Below are 20507 nucleotides of genomic sequence, written 5' to 3'. Positions count from 1 at the left end.
CATTTTATGGATATTAATATATCCCTGAGGAAGATACATGATCCAGTACGATACGGACCAGTTGCAACCAGGTCTGTGATCAGACATGCATTTCAAATGAATCGACCCATGTTGTTTGATATACCTATAGTCAGGCATCCGCTTTGCCTGAAGGTTACTGTTCGGATTTATCGAACTTGACTACATCAGAATCATTGTAATATCGGATTACCAGTGACTGGGAAAATCAATCCAGGCGTAACCAATGTGAACATTTTTTTCTTGCACGGGGGGACATTACGCGAGATACGTCGTGCCATAGCTCTCAGTTTACCTGCTACTTGTAGCATTTGCTGCTTGAGAAAAGTTCTTTTCTTAACACCAATCATACTTTGCTGCAGGTAAAAGCAGATAATCGTTTCCTTACTTTTCTTTGTCACATGCTCTGCCTGAACTGAAACAGTTAGATTATTTTCCTTAACTTGTTTGAAACGATCTTGAAAGTTATTTCCGGAAAGTACAACTATAATAAGAAATATAATTATTGAAGCAGATGGCAATGCAAGCACCAAACCCAGTCTCTCAGATGAAATCATCGTCTTTTATGAGACTAAATGGTCTGATTCAAGATAATAACTGTCTGAAAGAGGCAGGTGTGCGATTTTTACTAAAAAAACCTCATGGATATGGTAAGCCGTCATTTTTTTTCCTTTAATATAAATCGCGCACTAATTATTCGTTTTTATCTGTGTATATGTCAGGGCACATATTCGATAAATAAATCACTGTCTTCCTTAGAAGAAGTTTAGCATAAATTGTGCTCTCTTTGCACCCCAGTGTTAACAAAGAGTGAAGAACAATCCAGATTGGCTATTCAACCAGTAGGAATGTCACTGTTGGTATTTTACTTTCAAATGAAAATGATTAATCTACTTAAGCTCCCCCTGATATTATTCTTAACCCGCTAATTTTTAAGATCTATATGCTGCAGTATGAAAGAACAATTAAATAGAAAGACTTGTTTATATGCTCCGCCAGTTACGGTATAAAGAGCCACCGGAGAAAACCATCTACAAAAAATCACGACCTCAGTGAGGCTAAACTGGCCATTTTCTGGGAAGCCACAGACCATCATCTGGCTGAGCTTATTACCGGAACTTTATACGACAATGCTTCCGCGGAAATATAGCGGCATCTCCGTTGATTATACCTTGGAAGTTGTATTCATGTAGTAAACATTTCTGAGATACCACTTTCTAAAGTTAGCTGCATCAAGAGGCTGTGAAAACAGGTACCCCTGCAGTAACATTACCTGATTATTACTCATAAACAGGGCCTGCTTCCTGGTGCTGATACCCTCTGCAATCATGGTAAGTTTCAGTCTTTTACTGAGGGTGATAATGGCATCAAGCACTGGGGTGTCTCCGTTGGCAGAATCGATCGTTTCTGTGAAACATCTGTCAATTTTGAGAAAGTCTGCAGGCAGGATTTGCAGGATAGACAAGGAACAATAGCCGGTTCCAAAATCATCTATAGCAACCTTTATACCTGCCTCACGCAACTGGGACAGATGGGTAACAGTTTTCTCTGTATTTTCAATGAGTGTGCGTTCGGTAATCTCCGCCACAAGGGATAACGAAGAAGGAATACTGTCACGAAACGCCCTCATATCCCCTATAAACTCTCCTCCGGCGAGGTGCTCCGATGCAATATTTATGCTCAGATGAAACTCTCCCGTGGGGATCCACTCTTTAACATCATTAGCAATAAGCCTCATCAGGTGACGCGTTAAGGGCCCCATCATTTTTTCTGATTCTGCCGCAGGAATGAACACGTCCGGAGGGATCAACCTGCCGTTATTTCTTCTCCAGCGCATCAGGGCTTCTGCACCATGGCAGTGTCCTGAAATATCACAGACCGGCTGATAGCAGACAAAAAACTCTCCTTCTGTTATTGCCCTGCTTATCACGGATGCAGGGGAAATACGAGCAGCATGCCATCGTTTCCAGAAAGTACCTGACAGGAATGAAAATAAAAGAAATGCAGGAAGAATTATCGGGATGCCTTCAGTACTGAAGTACAGCCAGCTACGGAGGGTCGAATAAGCCGACACCCTGATATCACCTGCCTGTATTTGTAGCGAGGTAAGAACTTCGTGGTCACCCCGGGGCCCCCCCAGGGTGACAGACCGCCCGTGCCCTGCCTGTAGTGCGTAGTTCAGGTGGGTATTACCGGCCATCACCTTAATCAGCTCCCGCATGTAACGGGTGTCCAGTACCGTATAGGCGTAAATATTTTCCTTCAGCATCCGGGTATAGACAATCACAGAGTCGCCGTGGCCGGGGTTCATCGAGATTGATGAGGCCACTGCCGGCATATTCCCGTCAGACACACTCACATCCGGAAAAATGCTTTTAACAGGCCAGGATTTATTTCCGCTGAAGGAGGAACAGATTATTGTCTTGCCTGAAATGATCCCCGCGCTCCTGGTGTAAGGTGTTAGCGTTGCCAGAGATGTCAGCAACGGCAGGATTGTTTCGCAGTCATGAGCACCTGCTTCACTAATCCGACTAAGCGTGGCGGATGCTGGTTGATAGTATTCATCAGTAAGCCTGAGTATACCGCTCACACCAGCAGTCATTGCGCGGTACTGCATCCACAAACCCGAGCATATAAGAATAATACAGAGCATCACCGTTGCTCCGGCAAGGGTCATCCATAACTGAAATGGCCTGGGTGATATTGTTTTCATATGGCTCATTGGCGTTCACAAAGAATAAAACACCATCATAAATACAAAGTTGCTCAAATATCCATTTTTTTAAAGTTAACAGGCTGATACTCACGCAAGGTGATAAATACAAAAATGTTCCATTAATTTAAGTTTCTTTAATATGTGCTTGTCTGGCGTATTTACTGACGGTTCTTTTGGCTTATTTATCCAAGCATCCTTGATATCTGCGACCTCACGCTTGATTAAAATAGGATGAATCGATCAATTGCATTCCTCTGATAGCCCAAGCCTATCACAAAAAGATAATTGATCGTTTTTGACTATTTTGTTGTTATGTGTATACTATTTCGCTACAACCTCTGAGTCGGTGCGAAATCAATGTAAACTACACTGTGGGCCTGTCTGAATTTGTGTTTTTCATTGGTTGGCATTCTTTTTTTGGTCATAATTAATAACGTGCTTTTTAATGTCACGCAGGAGACTCACATGGATAAGTGTGGTTACTGGCCGGAAAATGATTCTTTTTTTGGAAAGGGAATCATGGCAATTGCTGAGATAGCGGGCAGAAAAAATCTTTACTTTGTTAATCTTGATGAATCTACATTTTATGACTTTATAACACAGCCTCAGATTTTGAATATAAAAAGCATCGTTATTATCTCTAGCCCAACGTTATATCCTTTGTCACTCTTATTATTGACCGAATTTGCCAATGTACATGCAGTTTTATCCTCAGACAGTGGACTTGAACGACTGGCAAATAGTATACGCCGAATACCCGATAATGGAAAAATTACTGCTGCAAATTATAGTGCTGGCGCACTCACCCTGCCTGAGTATCGAACTCTGACTTTATTAGCACAAGACGTCAGCATGAAACATATAGCCTGCATTCTCGGCACCAGTATCAGTACAGCCTACGTATACAGAAAAAAACTATCAGAGAAAATGCGTTTCCCGCATAACGGAATACCTGTTTACATGAAACGGTGAGAGACATGAACAATGAAGTGCTACTGATTGTATTGACAGAGAATTGCTGGTTATACACGGGCCTTACCGCGCTGTTGCCCGAGATGGTTTGTCTACGGGTGGGGTTCAGTTCGCGATATATTCCTCCAGAAATCGAGGTTGCAGGACGTATAATTCTTGCTGTGGACAGCCGGATTGTGTTTCGGGGAGAATGGACGGCTCTGAACGCTCTTCATGCCCTTCGTCCTGATGCAGTTCGGATCTGGCTGACGTGTGATGAGAGCGGGAGATTATGTCCATTTGCAAACCAGAGATGCCTTAGCCTTAGTCAGCGACAGGATATTACCTCATTACAGTTCGCTTTGCGTCAGTCAGGACAACACGCTCTGGGAAAAAGCACCCGCGTCGAAAGCATAAGACTGACATTCACAGAGCGTCGCATGCTCCCCTTTTTTTTATCCGGGGTTAGCCTACCGTTACTTTCCCGCATGACAGGAAAACCGGTCAAAACACTCTACGCGCACCGAAAAAAAATTCTTGAGAAGACGGGACTACGGCAACTGGCATTTTTACAGTTTGTGAATGAACGTAACCGAGGATTGCCGGGCATTCCCGGCATGTAAGAAATTCATGATACTTTTTTAATGGATTTAATAGTAGGGATACTCCATGAGTTATTATTATAAGAAAAAAAGATTTTCTTTAGACATATAATTCCCGAGAAATAAAATAAGGATTGGTGTGTGCTTTCCTGCCATCTTTCCCTCTCCAGATATCGACGTTTATTTCAAATTTTTATTTTCAATTCATAACCTAAGAGGAAACCAAGTGAACCATAGATATCACCTCGCATGGAATTCAACTCAGCGAGCCTGGATGGCTGGTGGGGAATTGAGCCGTTCACATAAGAAAAAAAAAGTGATTTTCTCTATTGTCTTTTTTTTAGGCGGAATTAATAGTTCATCAGTCGCTGAAACAAAAAACATAACACTACTTGGGAATGGAGTGACCTATTTCCTCCAGTCAAATAAAGGCAGTAACGGTGTTGACTCATCGAATGGAATCAATGGATCAGATGGTTCATCATCTTATGAATTTACGACCAGTACTTTTAAACCTGAGGATAACCCCATCAGCATTACTGACGCTAATATAGCTGGGGGGATTGGAGGGGCAGGTACCATAGCAATGGGCAATGGTTCTGAAAGCGGTAATGGCGGTAATGGGGGGGACGCAGTCAGCATATCGACAGCTACTATATTTAATAATGGTGCAATACTAACGGGCGGTAACGGCGGCGATGCGGGTGGAGGCACCGGTCGATATCTCACCATGGGTTCTGGCGGAGCAGGAGGCAATGCAATATCTGGGAATCACCTTACTATCAACAATAACACAGGTGGAGTGCTAGCGGGTGGGGAAGCCGGTAGTGGTGGTGATGTTCTTGGTATTCAGATCGCCAGCGCAGGAGGCTCGGGAGGTACAGCTATCGCCGGTAAGAATCTATCCATCCTTAACGATAGCGTAATTTCGGGGGGTAATGGTGGTTCCGGTGGCACGGGCGGCGTGGACCTAAACGAATGGGGTTGGTCGGGACCTGGTGACGGAGGTGAAGGAGGCTCTGGAGGCGCAGGTATAAGTGGCGATAACCTTAACATCGTCAATAATGGAAGGATTAGCGGCGGTAGTGGCGGTAAAGGTGGCTCAGGTTCAACTACAGATACGAGCATAGGTGGTAATGGTGGTATTGGTGGCGATGCCTTAGTTGGAGGCAACCTGACTATTATTAACAACGGAACTATTGATCGGGGTGCAGGTGGTAACGCGGGTAACGGGAACGGTGGAACCAATGGTACTAGCGGAACGGGCGGTGCGGCAATTCGTTTAACCAGCAATGATAATTATTTGATCCTTAAATCTGGTTCAGAGATCAACGGTGACATCGTTCTTTCAGAAACCGACACTTTCAATACCCTCTCCATTGCCAGCGATGACGCCACGACAGTTACCGGAAATCTGACGGCGAATGCTTATACCAGCTTAACACTCTCCGGTAAGATGCTCACCCTAACGGGGCAAGCCTCTTTCGCCAGGAACACGTCGCTCACCTTCAATAACCCCACTTGGGACTCTGTGCTAAAGGCAGATTCGGTTTCTCTGGAAAGTACCGTTACCCTGCGTGGAAATATCAGTGAATGGCAGCAGAACACCTACACACTGGCCACCACCACCTCAGGCATTAGCGGATTTATATCAGGGAATGTTATCAACGAGCTGCTGACAGAGGCCGCAACAGACTACGCAAAGATGTCTCTTTCAGATGATGGAAACTCCATCATCTACAGCCTGCGGTGGAACAATACCGCAGGTGATGGCTATGGAACCTTTGACCTTAAAGGCGGAGCAGTACTCAACATAGGCACAATACTTGCCGATAATATCAATGGTGCCGATGGTGTATGGGACGGTAAGACATTGACCAAAGAGGGTGACGGCACCCTCATACTGACTGGCACCAATACCTACACAGGTACTACTACGGTCAGCCGCGGCACACTTAAAACCGGTGTTGAGGATACTTTTGCCTCCACCTCCGGTGTGACGGTAGCTGAAGGTGCGACCCTTAATCTCAGCGGCAACAGCCAGACCGTCACCACACTGAACAACAGTGGTACCGTATTAATTAATGATACCGGCGCAGATGCACTGCCGAAAGCAGTAACACTGTACGGTGACATGATTAACAGCGGACTGGTAATGATTAATAACGGAGCCACTAATGCGGGCCAGACCCTGGCCGTGGAAGGCGACTGGACCGGAAATGGCGGTACAGTTTCTCTCGGAACTGTGCTGGGTGGCGATGACAGCCTGACAGATAAGCTGACCATCAGCGGGAATGCTTCCGGCACCACCTACATCAGGGTCGCCAACGAAGGCGGTATCGGGGCACAGACCCTGGAGGGAATTGAAGTTATTTCCACCGGTAACTCCGCCTCCGGTGCCTTTATTCAGAAAGGGCGAATTGTAGCCGGCAGTTATGAGTATCATCTCCAGCAGGGTACCCCTTCCGGCATGAATAACAATAACTGGTATCTCACCAGTCAGAGTGAAAATAATAACGGTAATAACGGTAATAACGGTAATAACGGTAATAACGGCAATAACGGTAATAACGGTAATAACGGTAATAACGGTAATAACGGTAATAACGGTAATAACGGCAATAACGATAATAACGGCAATAACGATAATAACGGTAATAGTAATGGAACTCATAACAATGCCGATACCGGACACACTTATCGTCCTGAGCGAGGAAATTACGCCGCCAACCTTCAGGCAGCCGCAACAATGTTCAACATGCGTCTCAAAGACCGTCAAAGTGGCATGATATACACAAACCTGGCCACCGGAGAGCGTCACGAAAGTAGTCTGTGGGTACGCTCTGTGGGGGGCCATACGGAAGGACATGTCTCGGACGGTCAGTCAAAATACGCCGCAAACCGGATAGTCTTCCAGATGGGGGCAGATATCTTCAACGGCAGCACCGGCAACGACGATGCGTGGCATCTTGGTCTGATGGGCGGCTACGGTAAACAGTACAGTAATTCCCGTAACACTTTGTCCGGTTATAACTCAAAAGGCTCTGTGTGGGGTTACAGCGCTGGTGTCTACAGCACCTGGCACCAGAATTCGAAGGACAAAACCGGCCTGTATGCAGACAGCTGGATGGCATGGAACTGGTTCGATAACTCCGTTAAAGGTGATGAACTGGCGTATGAGAAGTACAAATCAAAAGGTCTGAGCGCGTCACTGGAAACGGGGTATGTTTTCCATACGGGTTCATACAGAACCTCCGGCGGAATGGAAAACAACGTTTACATAACGCCCCAGGCACAGGTGCTATGGTCCGGCGTGAAAGCCGATAATCACACGGAAGTCAACGGTACGAAAGTGGAAGGCAGGGGAAGTGATAACGTCCAGACACGCCTGGGTGTACGCTTGTCAATGACCGGACAGAGCCATCATGACAAAGGTTCCTTCCGTCAGTTTGAACCTTTTGTGGAAGCAAACTGGGTTTATACCGCGAAGGATTATGGCGTGAAGATGGGTGAAAGCAGTGCATATCTTCAGGGGCAACGCAATGTGGCAGAGCTAAAAACTGGTGTTGAGGGCCACATAAGCGAAAATCTGAGCGCATGGGGCAACGTGGCGCAACAGATGGGGTCAGGTAGTTACCGGGACACTCAGGGTATGCTGGGAGTGAAATACGCCTTCTGACAAGAAGGAATACGGTAGAACTCTAAAGCGCCTCTCTGGAGGCGCCAACCTAAAAAAATCATACAGAGATGAGTCATTATAATAATAGCCAGAACAGACTTAATCAGCATTGTCTGAAAGATGCCCGCCTTCCAGCCCAAACTGCACGAAAGAAAAGTAATAAGCCATATACGAAGTAAACATTTTAACAAAAGACTCATAAATAGTTATCTCACCAGTTTTTTTGTTAAAAGAGAGCATGTTTATTTCTTCGGCCGCAATTAGTATATTTCTCAAGTGCGTTCTAGAAACACCACATTCTTTAGATACTAAGCTTAATATCGCTTTTGGCTTATTATCCTCTATGGCAAGCATATAGAGATAAACAAGAATCATATGGCCTGAATCTTTTGAAATAAAAACATCCAAATCATTGACAAAATTAATAATAAATAGTGAAGATCTGTGGATTTTTGCGTATGATTTAAAAAAAACAGAAATCTGATCATCAGATATAATCTTAGGATTATATGGGCCTTCAAACATCAAGCTTAGTGCAGGAACCATTGTGTTCAACAATTTTATAATATCTAACCTACCTTTTCTTGTTATCTTAAAACTTTTTTTCCTTTTGTCATTATCACTCTCCCTAAGTGAAATCCTTCCACTAACATTAAATAACAACAACAAAGATGTAATTGTATTATGACTAACCAACCCCGTAGTCAAACACTCGCTCACAACGTCAGACAAAAAAGCTTCATCCTTATTAAAAAAAACAGATGCAGTCACAGTCGAAATGACAAAGCGATTATTACTAAATATATATTTATAATATAACCTATCTTTCTTGAACTCTTCAATCATAAGCCTACAATGCGTTTCAACTGCAGGAATAAATAGACTATCTCTTGAGATAACTTTATAGAGATGCTGTATTCTGTTGTAAACCTTTAATTTCAGCTCCATATTCAAAACCTTTTTCAACATGTTTGGTAATTAAAATCATCCTTCATCCTCATTATACAATAAAATCACACAACTACTTAATAACTGTTTCATATATTGACGAGCGTGAACACTCTCATCTATTTACATAAAAATCAATAGCAAACAACAGCACAAAAAGTAAAAACATTAAATAATAATTATAATTTATTATTTAGCATCACAGGCCAATAAAGTTTGTTGCGCTAGTGAACTATAGTTCTGTAGATACCCAGTATTTTATAATAAATTAATCGCCGTATACTTAAAGTGGTTAAAACAAAAAAATTGATATGCTGAATTAATTGCAAAATAAAAATCGCTCCTTACACAAAAAAATATAATTAATGATCCACATCAATATTCAGACTCCAGACTGCGCGCCTTCACAAATAAATGATGCCAATTTTCAAATTAGAAAAAAAAGAAATTAATTACTACTCAAGGGCTACAAATGAGATCTGTTTTCAGGAAATTACTTTATTACAGCGGAAGTTACACCCCCCTTGCAGGATAAGACTAAAAAAATCAAAGGATATATTTCATATAGCCATATTTAGATATGTATATGCAACAATATCAATTTACATTTAATTTTTTGAAAGTTACGAAAATTGAAAAAAAACTAGTTAAATAAATTGAAATTCGTTAATTTTGAATATTAACCTTGGGACATGCGGAAAATCATTCTTCGTAAAAAAGATAAAAACAAGATTTGATTAAACTGACACCCCTTCAAAGAGATTAAATGCAAGCTGTTAACTTTAAAATAACTCACTTTAACTAAACTAACAAAAACACACTTGGCTGGGTAACTATAGTTCTGGAAACATTTTCACTCGTACAATAATAAAACCCCACTACCATACTGTAAAAATCTATCCTTGGCAGGCCTAAGCCTGCCAAATATATTTACTTAACGATATCTTTCGTCCATACACCAATAATAGGCCGAGAAAAAATTGCCAATACTGCAATGAGGCTAAACTCAATTGATACAGACCAACAAATATGCCCTAATAGTTCACTCCAGAATTCGTAACCGTTCAAATTCCACAGCCAACCAGTTTTTCCGCCAAGGTAAACTGGATAACGGAAACCCAGTGCAGGTATAAGGAATCCGTGCATAACAAACGTAATGATGACTCCATAAGCCGCACCATACCAAAGTCTAACTTTTGGCACATAAGCTGAGAGTAAAATATAAATGCCAGCAAAGATAAAACTAAATAGCCAATGATAGAGCATTACAGCACCGGGAATAGTAATTCCTTGGTATATGTAATCCATCGAGTGCGAGTTAACCCCCAGCCAGCCCAACCAGGCATCAATGTTCAACGCGGGAGGAGAAACTTCCCCTGCGAGACGAGGTGGCATATTAACTTCAGTACCTGATTTAACTAATGAGCTTATCGCACCACCAATGAAAGTCGCCCACAACAAAATGCGTACGTTAGTTTTTTTCCATGCGCTCATAATTTATCCTTAAAAGTAAAATTGATACCATCATACACCTCAATCAAGTTACTGGATGTTTCTGTACGCGTCAATATTTTACGTTTCTTTAATATCTAATGATACGCAATTGAATCAATATACTTTTAATTTGTTATTTACGCTCTGCTGCGTGGAGGATAGTGCAGTCAATCAGTAAGAGATCACAGTTAATATTATTGAAAGCTATTGGTGTAACATCATTATTTTAAATCACGAAATTTAATTCACTACACTGCCCCCTTTTCTATGATGACTGACTTGTTGGCCTAAAGTAAGATTGACCCCGAATATGCTCCAGTCATAATCAGGAATAACCGGCTTCATGTTGGTTGCATGTTCTGGCAACCGGCAGACTTTTCAGCAAATTCGGACGGGATCATACAGCCCAGCGCAGAATGAGGACGTCTCTGGTTATAGTGTATGCGCCAGGCTTCGATTTTGCACCGGGCATCCTCAAGCGACATGAACCAATTTTCGTTCAGGCACTCCTGCCGCAGTCTGCCGTTGAACGACTCCACGGTCGTATTGTCCGTGGGCGTTCCCGGTCGTGAGAAGTCGATGCGGATCCCTCTTTCGTACACCCATTTGTACAGCATTTTCCCTGCAAGTTCAGAGCCATTATCGGTTTTCAGCCATTGTGGTAAGGGACGTCTGAGTGCAATGGCGTTCAGCATCTCTGCGACCTCCATTGAGTGCAGATTCTGACCCACGCAAATCCCCAGACATTCGCGCGTGTAGAGATCAATGACCGTCAGCAGACGTAGCCGACGCCCGTCAAATAAGGCGTCAGATACAAAATCCATGCTCCAGACATAGTTCGGATACAACCCCTGAGGCTGGGGCTGTCGCCGCTGTGCCGATTTATTTCGGCGCGGGCGTTTGAGGCGCAGGGACAGACCCTTCTCGCGATAGAGCCGGTAAATGCGTTTGTGATTATCCCGCCAGCCTTCCCGCCTGAGCATGACGTGAACTCTGCGGTAGCCATAGTGGACCCGGGTTTCAGTGATCTCCCTGATACGCAGGCGGAGCGCGCTGTCGTCTGCCGCCACAGCACGGTAGCGGAAAGCGCTGCGGCTGATCCGTAGTGCAAAACAGATCTGCCGCTCGCTGGCCCCGTAACGTGCCTGCAAATCCCGGCCCCATTCACGCAGACACGCCAGCGTCAGTTCTTTTTTTCCAGCACATCCTGCAGCATGGACTTGTCGAGGCTCAGATCGGCTACCAGCTTCTTCAGCCTGAGATTCTCTTCCTCAAGCTGCCGCATGTGCTTCAGCTCAGAAGGGGAAATCCCGCCGTATTTTTTTCGCCAGGTGTAAAACGTGGCATCGGAGATACCCAGCTTACGGCAAACTTCGGGCACGCTCGTACCCGGTTCGGCCTGTTTCAGGGCAAAGACAATCTGCTCTTCGGTGAATCGTGACTTTTTCATCGGCACCACCTCCGTTCAGGGAGTCATTATCATGCCGGAATTCTGTTTCTGAATGGAGCAGGATTTTGGGTCAGGGTCACAATCACGCAACAAGTACTGGCGAAGAAAAATGGGCAGTGAAAGTTGTATCTGCTTTAGCGAGACTGATTCACTGTCTGAAGAAAAGTTTCTTTATATTCTAAGGAGGTTGGAGCGGGCGAAGGGAATCGAACCCTCGTATAGAGCTTGGGAAGCTCTCGTTCTACCATTGAACTACGCCCGCTTTGAGGTGCGTTACGCATTATAGACTTTCAGCACTCGCTGGCAAGTGCCTTTGTGTCCAGGTGATGGTTTTTCAAGCACTTTTTAAATTAACACGACGGTTTTAGGTAACGCTGAGGGTCAATTGCTGTGGCCCGGTAGCGAATCTGAAAGTGCAAACGCACCGAATCCGCCCCAGTGCTGCCCATCGTGGCAATTTTCTGCCCTGCCTTCACTTTCTCTCCGGTATTAACCAGCATCGTGTCGGTGTGGGCATAGGCGGTGATGTACTCTTCGCTGTGTTTGATCATCACCAGATTGCCGTAGCCGCGCAGCTGGTTACCGACATAAACCACCGTTCCCGCGCCGGAAGCATAAATAGGCTGCCCGCGAGAGCCTGAGATATCAATGCCTTTATTGCCGCCGTCGCTGCTGGAGAACGGTTCAACAATGTTGCCCTTCGTCGGCCACAACCAGCAGCGTGCTCCCACCGGCGGCGGCGCCACCTTTGCTATGGTCGTGTTTTGCGAACGAGCTGGCGCAGTGGTGTTTTTGGCCATGGCGGTGTTTTTCGGCCGGCTTGCAGAGCCTGAGCCTTTGATCCGAATACGCTGGCCCACCTGGATAGTATAAGGCGCAGGGATCCCGTTCAGTCGGGCGAGGTCACCCACGCTGCTGCCGGTCATTCTGGAAATTTTTGAGAGCGTATCGCCGCGCTTAACGGTGTAAACCGCGCCGCTAAACGTGCCTTCGTTTCGGGTACTTTTGGCTGGTTTTGAGGAGGAGCAGGCCGTCAGCATCAGGCTCGTCATGATAATGAAAGCGGTGATGTGCCAGCGTTTTAAAATGCTTTCCTTGCGCAAACCAGGCCCCGGAAACGTTGATGAACTTGAGGAAAATCCCCCTCCTTACGGAGGGGAATGAGGGCGTTACTTAGTCGGACGCAGAGCCGGGAACAGGATAACGTCGCGGATCGTGTGGCTGTTGGTGAACAGCATAACCATGCGGTCGATACCGATACCCAGACCCGCCGTTGGCGGCAGACCGTGCTCCAGCGCGGTGACGTAGTCTTCGTCGAAGAACATCGCTTCGTCGTCGCCTGCCGCTTTCGCATCAACCTGGTCCTGGAAACGCTGCGCCTGGTCTTCCGCATCATTCAGCTCGGAGAAGCCGTTGCCGATTTCACGGCCACCGATGAAGAACTCAAAGCGGTCAGTGATTTCCGGGTTTTCGTCGTTACGGCGCGCCAGGGGAGAGACTTCTGCCGGGTATTCGGTGATGAAGGTCGGCTGAATCAGGTGGCTTTCCGCAACCTCTTCGAAGATTTCGGTCACTACGCGGCCCAGGCCCCAGCTCTTCTCAACTTTGATACCGATACTTTCCGCGATGGCTTTCGCAGAGTCAAAGTTATCCAGATCGGCCAGGTCGGTTTCTGGACGGTGCTTTTTAATAGCTTCACGCATGGTGAGCTTTTCAAACGGTTTGCCGAAGTCGAAGGTCTCTTCGCCATACTGCACTTCGGTGGTGCCCAGCACGTCCTGAGCCAGAGTACGGAACAGGGATTCGGTCAACTCAATCAGATCTTTGTAGTCCGCGTAAGCCATATAGAGTTCCATCATGGTGAACTCTGGGTTATGGCGCGGGGAGATGCCTTCGTTACGGAAGTTACGGTTGATTTCGAAGACGCGGTCGAACCCACCCACCACCAGACGCTTCAGGTACAGCTCTGGCGCGATACGCAGGTACATGTCGATGTCCAACGCATTATGGTGCGTGATAAACGGACGAGCGGATGCGCCGCCAGGGATCACCTGCATCATTGGGGTTTCAACTTCCATAAAGTCGCGGCCCACCATGAACTGGCGGATGCCGGCCATGATTTTAGAGCGCACTTTAAAGGTATTGCGGGACTCTTCGTTAGCGATCAGGTCCAGATAACGCTGGCGATAGCGGGTTTCCTGATCGGCCAGGCCGTGGAATTTGTCCGGCAGCGGGCGCAGCGCTTTGGTCAGCAGACGCAGTTCGGTACAGTGAATGGACAGCTCGCCGGTTTTGGTTTTAAACAGCTTACCGCGCGCGCCCAGGATATCGCCCAGGTCCCACTTTTTGAACTGCTCGTTGTAGATGCCTTCCGCCAGGTCATCACGGGAGACATACAGCTGAATACGGCCGCCAACGTCTTGTAAGGTCACGAAGGACGCTTTACCCATGATACGGCGGGTCATCATACGACCAGCCACGCTTACCTCAACGCCGAGGTCTTCAAGCTCTTCGTTCTCTTTCGCATCGAAATCAGCGTGCAGTTGGTCTGAGGTGTGATCGCGGCGGAAATCGTTCGGGAATGGGATACCCTGCTCACGCAGAGCTACCAGCTTCTCACGGCGCGCTTTCAGTTCATTGTTAAGATCGGCTGCTGCGTCAACGCCCTGTGCTTGTTGTTCAGACATGTTGGTTCCTCATAACCCTGCTTTCAAACTTGCTTCGATAAATTTGTCCAGATCGCCGTCCAGCACAGCCTGCGTGTTGCGGGTTTCAACCCCGGTGCGCAGATCTTTAATGCGGGAGTCGTCGAGGACGTAAGAACGAATCTGGCTGCCCCAGCCGATATCCGATTTGTTGTCTTCCAGCGCCTGCTTCTCAGCATTCTTTTTCTGCATTTCCAGCTCGTACAGCTTCGCCTTCATCTGCTTCATCGCCTGGTCTTTGTTCTTGTGCTGAGAACGGTCATTCTGGCACTGGGTCACGGTGCCGGTTGGAATATGGGTAATACGTACCGCAGATTCCGTACGGTTAACGTGCTGACCACCCGCACCGGATGCGCGATAAACGTCAATGCGCAGGTCCGCCGGGTTGATGTCAATATCAATGTTGTCATCCACTTCCGGGTAAACAAACGCGGAGCTGAACGAGGTATGGCGGCGGCCACCGGAGTCAAACGGACTCTTACGCACCAGACGGTGAACGCCGGTTTCCGTACGCAGCCAGCCAAAGGCATAATCGCCCTGAATGCGAATGGTCACGGACTTGATGCCCGCCACGTCGCCTTCAGACTCTTCAATAATTTCGGTTTTGAAACCGCGAGCTTCTGCCCAGCGCAAGTACATACGCTCCAGCATGCTCGCCCAGTCCTGCGCTTCCGTACCGCCTGAGCCTGCCTGAATATCGATGTAGCAGTCGGCGCTGTCGTACTCGCCAGAGAACATGCGGCGGAATTCAAGCTGCGCCAGTTTGGCGTCCAGCACATCCAGCTCGGCAACGGCCTCGTTAAAGGTCTCTTCATCGTCGGCTTCTACCGCCAGCTCCAGCAGGCCGGAGACATCTTCCAGGCCCTGAGACATCTGATCTAACGTGTCGACGATGGCTTCCAATGAGGAACGTTCTTTCCCCAACGCCTGTGCGCGTTCAGGTTCGTTCCAGACATCGGGCTGTTCAAGCTCGGCGTTTACTTCTTCGAGGCGCTCTTTCTTGGCATCGTAGTCAAAGATACCCCCTAAGAACGTCGCTGCGCTCTGTGAGGTCCTGGATGCGGCTTTTTACCGGGTTAATTTCAAACATGCGTAATTTCTTATGTTGATTTCAGAAGACGAAATGCGGTCGTAAACCGGAAAGTTTACCGGATTTACGCCGCATTTTGTAGCATTCTCCCTGACATATAGCCAAGTAATTAACGCTGCAGCAGCGTCGAGAATGCGGGCTATATCGGCCAGAGATGATCGATTAAAAGCTGCACGCTGCGGTTGCCGCGGAACTCGTTCACGTCCAGCTTGTAGGCCAGCTCAACTTCGCGCACACCGTTGTCCGGCCAGCGGGTGGTATCCACGTTGAAGGCGATACCGTCCAGCAGCGGACCGCCACCGACAGGCTCCACCATCACCTTCAGGTGACGCTCGCCCACCAGGCGCTGCTGGAGAATACGGAACTTGCCGTCAAACAGCGGCTCCGGGAACATTTGCCCCCACGGCCCGGCGTCTCTGAGCATCTCCGCCACTTCGAGCGTCATCTCCTGCGCGGACAGCTGACCGTCGGACCAGATTTCCCCCTGTAACAACGCCGGGTCCAGCCACTCACCGACCAGGTCGCCAAAACGCTGGCGAAACTCCTCAAAGCGAGCCTCTTCCAGCGACAAGCCTGCGGCCATGGCATGACCGCCGAACTTCAGCATCATGCCCGGATAAAGCGTATCCAGACGTTCTAAGGCATCACGCATGTGCAGCCCCTGAACTGAACGGCCGGACCCTTTAAGCGTGCCGTCTCCCGCAGGCGCGAACGCGATGACCGGGCGGTGGAAACGCTCTTTGATGCGCGAGGCCAGAATGCCGACCACGCCCTGGTGCCATTCCGGGTGATACATTGCCAGCCCGTAAGGCAGGGCTTCGCTACTGCGCTCCAGCTGTTCGCAAAGGGTCAGCGCTTCGACCTGCATGCCTTGTTCAATTTCTTTCCGCGTTTGGTTCAGCGCGTCCAGCTCGTTAGCCAGCATACGCGCTTCACCAATGTTTTCGCTGAGCAGCAGCGCCACGCCAACCGACATATCATCCAGTCGGCCTGCGGCGTTCAGGCGCGGCCCCAGCGCAAAGCCCAGATCGCTGGCGGCGATCTTTTGCGGCTCACGATTAGCCACTTCAAGCAGCGCGCGAATGCCGGGACGGCATTTCCCCGCGCGAATGCGGCTTAACCCTTGCCAGGTCAAAATGCGGTTGTTGGCATCCAGCGGCACAACGTCCGCCACGGTGCCCAGCGCGACTAAATCGAGCAGTTCTGCAAGATTCGGAATGGCCAACCCACGCTGTTCGAACCAGCCGTTATCACGCAGATGCGTGCGCAGCGCCAGCATCAGATAAAACGCGACGCCGACACCAGCCAGGGATTTAGATGGAAATGCGCAGTCGGCGAGATTCGGGTTAATGATAGCTTCAGCAGCGGGAAGTGTTTCCCCTGGCAGGTGGTGATCGGTCACCAGCACCGGGATCCCCAGTGCATGGGCGCGCTCAACGCCCGCATGGGATGAGATGCCGTTGTCGACGGTCACGATCACCTGCGCACCGCGGGCATGGGCCTGATCGACCACTTCCGGGCTAAGCCCGTAACCATCCTCAAAGCGATTAGGCACCAGGTAGCCAATATTCTCAGCCCCCATGCTGCGCAGGGCCAGAACGCTTAGCGCGGTACTGGTTGCCCCATCGGCATCAAAATCGCCGACAACGATGATGCGCAAGCCTTCGCGAAAGGCGTTATAAAGCATGACCACGGCCCGATCGATGCCGCTGAGCTGTTGCCACGGCAGCATCCCTTTTACGCCGCGCTCCAGCTCTTGTTCGCCACGCACGCCCCGGCTGGCATACAGCCGCTGTAACAAAGGAGGCAGCGTAGCCGGAAGCGCCACCGAGCTGTCAACGACCCGGCGGCGGAGTTGCGTTTGCTGTTTCACCCGAAATTAACCACCCGCTTTCATTAACTGCTTGTGGGCATCCAGCATTTGTTTCATTTCTTTAGGCCCCTGATAACCCGGGATCATGCTGCCGTTGCTCAGCACGATCGCTGGCGTCCCCTGCACGCCAAACTGCACGCCCAGGTTGTAGTGGTTAGCCAGGTTAATGTCACAGCTTGCCGGTGCCACATCACCGCCCTTCATTGCGGCATCGAACGCTTTGTTACGGTCTTTCGCGCACCAGATAGACTTCATGTCGCTCTCGGCCTGGCTTTGCAGCCCCTGACGAGGGAATGCCAGATAACGCACGGTGATCCCCAGCGCGTTGTAGTCGCTCATCTCTTCATGAAGCTTGTGGCAGTAGCCGCAGGTGATGTCGGTGAACACCGTAATCACATGCTGCTCCTTCGGCGCTTTGTAGATAATCATCTCTTTTTCCAGCGCGTTCAGCTTGCCGATCAGCAGTTGGTTGGTCACGTTCACCGGCTGAGCGCCGCTCACGTCATACAGCGGCCCCTGAATCACATGTTTGCCGTCTTCGGTGACATAAAGTACGCCGCTATCGGTCAACACAGTTTTCATCCCGGCAACCGGTGCAGCCTGAATCTCTGCGCCCTGCACGCCCAGCTTCGCCAAAGATTGTTTAATAGCGGCGTCATCCGCGTGAGCAATACCGGAAACGGAAGCGGCCAGCAGCGAAAGCAGCCAAAAACCTTTTTTCATGAGGATTCCTTTATCTCTTGTAGCACTCACGCTCGAGGGTGGTGCTGTTGATGCAGCTGGCGTAAACGCGCCGTCGCTACATGTGTATAAATTTGTGTGGTGGACAAATCACTATGGCCCAGCAGCATCTGTACGACACGAAGATCCGCGCCATGGTTCAGCAGGTGCGTGGCAAAAGCGTGGCGTAGCACATGCGGAGACAGTTTTTCACTGTCGATACCGGCCAGCACGGCATAGTGCTTAATGCGGTGCCAGAAGGTTTGCCGCGTCATTTGCTGTGCGCGATTGCTGGGGAAAAGCACATCCAGAGACTGCCCGTTTAACAACTCCGGGCGGCCATACTTCAGGTACTCTTCAATCCAGTACACCGCCTCTTCGCCCAGCGGCACGAGACGCTCTTTGTTGCCTTTACCAATCACTCGCACCACGCCCTGCCGCAGGCTGATATCGCTCATTGTCAGCCCAACCAGCTCCGAGACGCGCAGCCCGGTTGCGTACAAGACTTCAAGCATGGCTTTATCACGCAGTTCAATAGGCTGATCGACACACGGAGATTGCAACAGCCGTTCAACCTGAGCCTCGCTTAAATCCTTCGGCAAACGCTGGGGAAGTTTGGGCGATGAAAGCAGCGCACTGGGGTCGTCTTCCCGCATTTTTTCGCGATACAGGTACTGAAATAACCGCCGCATAGCGCTGAGCAACCGCGCGGAACTGGTGGCTTTATAACCGCCCTCGACGCGCTCCGCAAGCAGCGACTGGAGATCCGAAGCCTGAACGGTTAAAAAACTGAGTTGCTGACGCTGCAGCCACTCGGCCACCATAGTGAGATCGCGGCGATAAGAGCTGAGCGTATTTTCGGCCAGATTTCTTTCCAGCCACAGCGCATCCAGAAACTGTTCGATACGGATCTTATCCTGCTCCACGCTCCACTCCTGATTTGGCGAATTGTGTCCATTATGCATGATGGCGAATGGGATCTGGTACACTTGGCCATCTGCACGCGATTAAAATGAGTTGTTATTGCTATGAACATTGGTCTTTTTTACGGCTCCAGCACCTGCTACACCGAAATGGCCGCCGAAAAAATTCGCGACATTATTGGTCCTGAACTGGTGACGCTTCACAACCTGAAAGACGATGCCCCGGCCATGATGGAGCAGTATGACGTTCTGATCCTGGGCATACCGACCTGGGATTTTGGCGAACTGCAGGAAGACTGGGAAACCGTCTGGCCGCAGCTGGATGACCTGAACCTGGAAGGCAAACTCGTGGCGCTTTACGGCATGGGCGATCAGCTTGGCTACGGTGAGTGGTTCCTGGATGCGTTAGGCATGCTGCACGACAAGCTGGCACCGCGCGGGGCACAGTTCATCGGCTACTGGCCAACAGAAGGCTATGAATTTACCAGCCCAAAACCGGTCATTGCCGACGGGCAGCTGTTTGTTGGCCTGGCGTTGGATGAAACCAACCAGTACGACCTGAGCGACGAACGCATTGAAACCTGGTGCGAGCAAATTCTTGGCGAAATGGCCGAACGCTTCGCTTAAATCTGCCCGCTTCCGCTCGCCTGTTGCTGCATCAGCAGGCGGCGTAGATCGCGCCATTCACCGATGTCCATGCTGTCAGCCGCCAGCCAAAGATGCTGGCAACGATGCTTTCCGGCACAACGCAGTCTTAGCATCGCCCCGCTGTCAATCATCCATGGATTTCCGACGATATCCCAGTCACGCCCCTGCCAACGCAGACGAAAATCCGTCAGCAGTTTAATTTCGCCCTGGCGAGCGTGAATGCGGCGCTGGCTGCGCACGCTGTCGAAAACCACAAGGGAAAGCAGCAGCATCCAGACCAGCGTGTAGCTCATCGGCCACGGCATTAGCAGCACGAATAGCGCCACCAGGCCGTGGAGAAGCAACGACATCCATTGCGCGCGCCAGGAAACCCGGAGATCAGATTGCCACAGGACCACGTTCTTTATTCCGTGTCTGAATCAGGGCAACCATACGCTGAAGCTCGGCATCTGCTGGTTTACCGTGATTCATCAACCAGTTAAACAGGTCTGGATCGTCAGACTCCAGCAGGCGAACAAACAGCTGTTTGTCGCTGTCGCTGAGCGTTTCGTATTCATGTTCGAAGAACGGCATAATCGAAATATCGAGCTCGCGCATTCCACGGCGGCATGCCCAGTGAATTCGGGCTTTATTATTGATATCCATGTGCACTTTCCTGCTTAGCCATCAAGTTGGGTACGGAGTTAGTGT

At 48.9% G+C, this 20507-nt stretch carries 18 protein-coding genes and 1 tRNA gene; 5 read left to right on the top strand and 14 right to left on the bottom strand.

Translation table 11 applies throughout. The features are described from left to right. Positions 1 to 191: 191 nt before the first annotated feature. Positions 192 to 575 carry a hypothetical protein gene (locus tag ACREYP_RS03155; protein ID WP_166996009.1) on the bottom strand — a complete coding sequence of 128 codons (384 nt, stop codon included), beginning with the start codon at positions 573 to 575 and terminating at the stop codon, positions 192 to 194. A 422-nt stretch (positions 576 to 997) separates the two neighbouring features. Here ACREYP_RS03155 and ACREYP_RS03150 point away from each other — a divergent pair, with 422 nt between their 5' ends. Beyond that, positions 998 to 1168, top strand: coding sequence for an Hha/YmoA family nucleoid-associated regulatory protein (locus tag ACREYP_RS03150; protein WP_157141439.1), 171 nt, complete (start codon positions 998 to 1000; stop codon positions 1166 to 1168). A 15-nt stretch (positions 1169 to 1183) separates the two neighbouring features. On the opposite strand, the gene ACREYP_RS03145 is transcribed toward ACREYP_RS03150, so the two are convergent. After that, complete coding sequence (locus ACREYP_RS03145) at positions 1184 to 2731, bottom strand: EAL domain-containing protein (RefSeq protein ID WP_498881094.1); 1548 nt, start codon at positions 2729 to 2731, stop codon at positions 1184 to 1186. A gap of 468 nt (positions 2732 to 3199) precedes the next feature. Here ACREYP_RS03145 and ACREYP_RS03140 point away from each other — a divergent pair, with 468 nt between their 5' ends. The 3 genes from ACREYP_RS03140 (at position 3200) to ACREYP_RS03130 (ending at position 7966) form a co-directional block, all read left to right on the top strand. Beyond that, positions 3200 to 3706, top strand: a complete 507-nt coding sequence (locus ACREYP_RS03140) for a helix-turn-helix transcriptional regulator (RefSeq protein ID WP_008461655.1) — start codon at positions 3200 to 3202, stop codon at positions 3704 to 3706. A gap of 5 nt (positions 3707 to 3711) precedes the next feature. Beyond that, complete coding sequence (locus tag ACREYP_RS03135; protein WP_008461653.1) at positions 3712 to 4308, top strand: hypothetical protein; 597 nt, start codon at positions 3712 to 3714, stop codon at positions 4306 to 4308. A 253-nt stretch (positions 4309 to 4561) separates the two neighbouring features. After that, a complete protein-coding gene (locus tag ACREYP_RS03130) occupies positions 4562 to 7966 on the top strand; it encodes an autotransporter outer membrane beta-barrel domain-containing protein (protein ID WP_498881093.1) in 3405 nt (1134 codons plus the stop codon). A gap of 99 nt (positions 7967 to 8065) precedes the next feature. Here the strand turns inward: ACREYP_RS03130 and ACREYP_RS03125 are convergent, their stop codons facing one another. The 10 genes from ACREYP_RS03125 to xerD form a co-directional block, all read right to left on the bottom strand. After that, positions 8066 to 8914: a hypothetical protein gene (locus ACREYP_RS03125; protein ID WP_157141414.1), complete on the bottom strand. Its 849-nt coding sequence runs from the start codon at positions 8912 to 8914 to the stop codon at positions 8066 to 8068. Positions 8915 to 9844: 930 nt separating this feature from the next. Next, positions 9845 to 10408: a DUF1440 domain-containing protein gene (locus ACREYP_RS03120; RefSeq protein ID WP_008458541.1), complete on the bottom strand. Its 564-nt coding sequence runs from the start codon at positions 10406 to 10408 to the stop codon at positions 9845 to 9847. A 341-nt stretch (positions 10409 to 10749) separates the two neighbouring features. Then, a protein-coding gene (locus ACREYP_RS03115) for an IS3 family transposase (protein WP_442892481.1) occupies positions 10750 to 11858 on the bottom strand; the annotation gives its coding sequence in 2 pieces (ribosomal slippage) (positions 10750 to 11606 and positions 11606 to 11858; 1110 coding nt in all). Between the two features lie 188 nt (positions 11859 to 12046). Next, positions 12047 to 12120, bottom strand: a tRNA-Gly gene (locus ACREYP_RS03110). Positions 12121 to 12208: 88 nt separating this feature from the next. Further along, complete coding sequence (actS, locus tag ACREYP_RS03105; protein WP_008461638.1) at positions 12209 to 12961, bottom strand: amidase activator ActS; 753 nt, start codon at positions 12959 to 12961, stop codon at positions 12209 to 12211. A gap of 66 nt (positions 12962 to 13027) precedes the next feature. Next, positions 13028 to 14545, bottom strand: coding sequence for a lysine--tRNA ligase (gene lysS / locus ACREYP_RS03100; RefSeq protein ID WP_166995291.1), 1518 nt, complete (start codon positions 14543 to 14545; stop codon positions 13028 to 13030). A gap of 9 nt (positions 14546 to 14554) precedes the next feature. Then, a protein-coding gene (gene prfB, locus ACREYP_RS03095) for a peptide chain release factor 2 (RefSeq protein WP_156107000.1) occupies positions 14555 to 15653 on the bottom strand; the annotation gives its coding sequence in 2 pieces (ribosomal slippage) (positions 14555 to 15577 and positions 15579 to 15653; 1098 coding nt in all). A gap of 139 nt (positions 15654 to 15792) precedes the next feature. Next, complete coding sequence (gene recJ, locus ACREYP_RS03090) at positions 15793 to 17526, bottom strand: single-stranded-DNA-specific exonuclease RecJ (protein WP_008461632.1); 1734 nt, start codon at positions 17524 to 17526, stop codon at positions 15793 to 15795. 6 nt (positions 17527 to 17532) lie between these two features. Beyond that, positions 17533 to 18249, bottom strand: a complete 717-nt coding sequence (dsbC, locus tag ACREYP_RS03085; protein ID WP_008461630.1) for a bifunctional protein-disulfide isomerase/oxidoreductase DsbC — start codon at positions 18247 to 18249, stop codon at positions 17533 to 17535. A 26-nt stretch (positions 18250 to 18275) separates the two neighbouring features. Continuing rightward, positions 18276 to 19172 (bottom strand): site-specific tyrosine recombinase XerD, encoded by an 897-nt coding sequence (xerD, locus tag ACREYP_RS03080; protein ID WP_008461629.1) that lies wholly within the window; start codon positions 19170 to 19172, stop codon positions 18276 to 18278. Positions 19173 to 19274: 102 nt separating this feature from the next. Between xerD and fldB the strand changes: the two genes are divergently transcribed. Continuing rightward, positions 19275 to 19796 carry a flavodoxin FldB gene (fldB, locus tag ACREYP_RS03075; protein ID WP_008461628.1) on the top strand — a complete coding sequence of 174 codons (522 nt, stop codon included), beginning with the start codon at positions 19275 to 19277 and terminating at the stop codon, positions 19794 to 19796. Here the strand turns inward: fldB and ACREYP_RS03070 are convergent. Both ACREYP_RS03070 and sdhE read right to left on the bottom strand, forming a co-directional pair. Further along, complete coding sequence (locus ACREYP_RS03070) at positions 19793 to 20215, bottom strand: protein YgfX (protein ID WP_008461627.1); 423 nt, start codon at positions 20213 to 20215, stop codon at positions 19793 to 19795. The two genes, fldB and ACREYP_RS03070, sit on opposite strands and share 4 nt — an antisense overlap. Then, positions 20196 to 20462 carry an FAD assembly factor SdhE gene (gene sdhE, locus ACREYP_RS03065; protein WP_008461626.1) on the bottom strand — a complete coding sequence of 89 codons (267 nt, stop codon included), beginning with the start codon at positions 20460 to 20462 and terminating at the stop codon, positions 20196 to 20198. The genes ACREYP_RS03070 and sdhE overlap by 20 nt, the downstream gene beginning before the upstream one ends. Between the last annotated feature and the right edge of the window lie 45 nt (positions 20463 to 20507).

Origin of the sequence: Enterobacter sp. TMH.L2, assembly GCF_050847315.1 — a bacterium.
Lineage (GTDB): Bacteria > Pseudomonadota > Gammaproteobacteria > Enterobacterales > Enterobacteriaceae > Cedecea.
This window is presented reverse-complemented; position numbering and strand designations above follow the sequence as displayed.